This window comes from Sinorhizobium psoraleae (genome assembly GCF_013283645.1).
Lineage (GTDB): Bacteria > Pseudomonadota > Alphaproteobacteria > Rhizobiales > Rhizobiaceae > Sinorhizobium > Sinorhizobium psoraleae.
The window spans coordinates 1-2,798 of the sequence record NZ_JABEKV010000046.1; the positions used below are offsets into that span (position 1 = coordinate 1).

The following is a 2,798-nucleotide window of genomic DNA, read 5'->3' on the forward strand; positions in this document are numbered from 1 at the left end:
CGCCAACTACTTCAGAGCTGCAGGATATGACCCGGATTGAACAGGATCTGCTCTAATTGTCGGCTTCCTGACAAAGCCGGACATGAAGCGCTGACGATCAGAGCGGTTCCATTGATTTTAAACGGCTTTCCTGGGTAGGCACGACACTTGCTTCGCCGAGCAAAACTCAGCATGGCCTCGATTGAGCAGGATACCCCGATGAACAACTACCAAACATGCAGACGTCACCGTGAGATCTCTGCGCGACCTCTGCGAGCGTAACGGCCCTCCGCTCGGAACCAGCTTGGGGCAAGAATACGAGATGTGTTAATGAATATGTGTGCTGGAGCTATATTTATATCATTTGACGCCGTTCCTATATCAGGAATTATTGTTGAAGCGTTGAAGGTAGCTAAGAGGCTTGCGCGAAAGGGGATCAAATCCTATCTGGATCTTGGCTATGACATAAAAATAGATAAAGGAAAATTCAACAAACCTTACGATCATGAACAAGAGCGTTATAAAGATATATTTACTCTGGTTCGTGTGGATGATATTAACTGTTCCACACTATAATGTGGACTTCATTGAGCGCTCGCACAACATTCTGATAAGCGGAAAGACGACGTCGTCTTCCGAAGAGCAGGAAGAAATCGTCCTTGCAATTAACGAATCGTCTCGACAGCTTTCCTATCGAATTGTTCAGCTATGGGAGAGGCTGAATATCAGACATGTGATTGTTGAGAATGGCACACTGCCAGAAAATATAATCTTCACCAAAGCGCTTTATCTCGCGATCGACGTTTACGGGAAACGTCATGGATTGGGAAATTTCGTTATCTGGCGCGACCACGATTTAATGTGGAATAGTGAAATGACGGCGATGAAATACGGCTCAGCACCGTATCCTCACGCCGTAAAGCCTGCCGAGTCCAAACATATAACATACGTCACGCTGAATAATCGCTTGAAAAATAAGCTTGAAGCGTGGTGCCATCATGAGGTGGAAATCAAGGTGAAGAGGAATACCTATGATTTCACCAGGCAGGGAAACTATACGAACATCAGGGATAAACTGTCAATCCGTGACAACGATGTTCTGATTGCCCGCACTACACGGATTATTCCTCAAAAGCGTATTGACAGAGACATTCATCTAGTCAATCGGCTCAACCAGCTTTTTCTTCAGAACGGTATCGACCGTAAAGCTTTTCTGGTTGTAGCAGGCGATTCTCATGAAGACCATGTCCACTACCAGGAACTGAAAGCCTTAGGAAAAAAGTTAAACATTGGCCCGTTTATTAAGTTTATTGGCTTGCTTCAGCATGAAGATACGTGCTCGCCGGAGCATAAGAACTCTATTGAAGATTTGTATTACTCCTGCGACCTGGTATCATTTCTTACGTCTTGGGATTACGACAGTTACGGCAATCCCATTGGCGAAGCGATTAGCTTCAAGCGCTGCTACATCACTACCAGCTATGAATATTACTCGGAGGGCTATGGTCAGTACGGATTTGAAGCGCCCGTTATGGCGATATCAGAGAAGCGAGATGGCCTGCCTGATGAGGCATTTGTTAATGGTCTTTATGAGTTCCTGAATAACAAGCAACTAATGAATGACGTTGCCTGGAAAAACGTCGGTATTGGTAGTAAAGTTCTATCGAATAGCATAATTGATATTCTTGAGCCGTAATTCGTCCGGAGGATATATGCGCGACAATATATTTGTATCGGTTGTGCTTCCGGTTTATAATGAAAGCGATCGTATTAATAATGTACTGCTCTCTCTGCTTAACCAGAAAACACTTTTCGGTATGATTACGCATGAAACATATGAGCTCATTATTGTTGATAATAATTCGACAGACGATTCCATTGAAAAAATTAATGCCCTCAACGCCCGAAATCCACTCATGGATATCCATATTATCAAGGAGACCATTCAGGGCGTCTCGTCCGCCAGAAAACGTGGCATGGATTACGCCTCTTTGCGCTCAAAAGCCCGTGACAGCCGCCTGGGCGTTCAAAAGAAACATTACATTGTTTCGGCTGATGCGGACTGCACGGTAGACCCTTACTGGCTGCACGCGTTGATCGAGAAAATGGTGGAGGAAAATGGCGATCTGGGCACGTGCAATTACTATTACAACGAAGAATCCTTTCGCCACCGCCCCAACCTTTTCCGGGAAATGCAAAAAACGCTGCGCTGTCGTGACATGTCGTTCTCGTTATTGGCGGACCGATGGCTGACTGTTTGTACCAGCGAATCCATGAAATTAAGCACGAATCCTGCATTATCGACTTCAAACCGATCCACGCTTACAAAACCCCGGCATATCGGCTTTATTTTGAGTTCCGTAACGAAATTTTCGGTGCCTTGCGACGCGCTGTTGGTGAAGATATCGGTTTTCCCCCGCAGTTACCGGCGTGCTTCGATGCGGTCAAGCCCGAAGATTTCGAGCGCTTTGTCTACTACTTCTGTGAAGATCGTGAGTCTGGTGAAGCTCATAACTACTTCGCTAACGGCGGGGTATTCTGATGAGCGGCGAAGCCCTGAACTCGCTGAACGATGTCGATACCAACTATCCGGTGCCGCGCGTATACGATTTTCTCTCCCGCCCGGAGAACAGCGCATTTCTGGAGTATGTGTTTAAGGATCCGTTCGGTTGCCACGTTTTTCCCGGTGATATTTCCGGTTATCCGCTCGATGCTTTTTTCGAAGACATGGACCGCGATATCAAGCAGGCAAAGCAGATCCACCGTAAGCGCCGTCTCCGCCCCATTGGATAGGCTGTATTTTGAGGCTGGCCGGGCGT

At 46.5% G+C, this 2,798-nt stretch carries 3 protein-coding genes; all 3 read left to right on the forward strand.

Annotated features, from left to right (window positions below):
* The first annotated feature begins 309 nt into the window (after window positions 1-309).
* The 3 genes from ILFOPFJJ_RS34870 to ILFOPFJJ_RS34480 are packed head-to-tail and all read left to right on the forward strand — an operon-like array spanning window position 310 to window position 2,636.
* Window positions 310-555: a hypothetical protein gene (locus ILFOPFJJ_RS34870; protein ID WP_210267721.1), complete on the forward strand. Its 246-nt coding sequence runs from the start codon at window positions 310-312 to the stop codon at window positions 553-555.
* Window positions 530-1,675, forward strand: a complete 1,146-nt coding sequence (locus ILFOPFJJ_RS34475) for a glycosyltransferase family protein (protein WP_210267722.1) — start codon at window positions 530-532, stop codon at window positions 1,673-1,675. Before ILFOPFJJ_RS34870 ends, ILFOPFJJ_RS34475 begins: the two co-directional genes overlap by 26 nt.
* Window positions 1,676-1,691: 16 nt before the next feature.
* Window positions 1,692-2,636: a glycosyltransferase family 2 protein gene (locus ILFOPFJJ_RS34480; RefSeq protein WP_210267723.1), complete on the forward strand. Its 945-nt coding sequence runs from the start codon at window positions 1,692-1,694 to the stop codon at window positions 2,634-2,636.
* Window positions 2,637-2,798: the final 162 nt, after the last annotated feature.

Excerpts from the sequence above, each read along its gene's own strand:
- ILFOPFJJ_RS34870 (WP_210267721.1), top strand. The coding sequence starts at position 310 with ATGAATATGTGTGCTGGAGCTATATTTATATCATTTGACGCCGTTCCT.
- ILFOPFJJ_RS34475 (WP_210267722.1), top strand. The coding sequence starts at position 530 with ATGATATTAACTGTTCCACACTATAATGTGGACTTCATTGAGCGCTCG.
- ILFOPFJJ_RS34480 (WP_210267723.1), top strand. The coding sequence starts at position 1,692 with ATGCGCGACAATATATTTGTATCGGTTGTGCTTCCGGTTTATAATGAA.